The following is a 459-nucleotide window of genomic DNA, read 5'->3' as shown; positions in this document are numbered from 1 at the left end:
GGGGGCTTCTTTGGCGTAGTTGCAGCCTTGGCAGGCGCCCAGGCCGTTGAGTGCGCTGGTGGGGCCGTGCTCGCGAGCCGGGGTTGCGTGGTCGTGGTGGCGGATCGGGGCGTCACAGTGCGGGGTGCGGCAGGTTTGGTCGCGCAGCCCGATGAAGCGGGCCAGCCCTTTCGGGAACAGCCGGGCCTTCGATTCCATCGCGACCAGCTGCCCGGATGCCGGGTGGCGGTAGAGCCGGCGCAGGCTGGCCTTGGCGCTCTCGTCGGTGACCGCGTCACCGACCAGGCGGCGCACCACCGCCGCGGGCACCGGACCGTAGCCCTGCAGCCAGCCGGGGCACTCGTCGTCGCCGACCAGGGTGGTGTCGGCCAGCACCAGGTTCAGCGCCACCGACACCGGCTCGGTGACCGCGGTACCGGTGACGCGTTGGTAGAGGGTGTCGGCCATGACCTGCCCGCG

At 72.3% G+C, this 459-nt stretch carries 1 pseudogene; it reads right to left on the bottom strand.

Features of this window, described 5'->3' with window-relative positions:
- Positions 1–459, bottom strand: a pseudogene (locus tag ACXAID_RS28420) (HNH endonuclease); the annotation flags it as partial.

The organism is Mycobacterium sp. ABE4_509, assembly GCF_056160785.1.
Note: the sequence above shows the minus strand (reverse complement) of the source record. Positions and strands in the feature narration are given on the sequence as shown.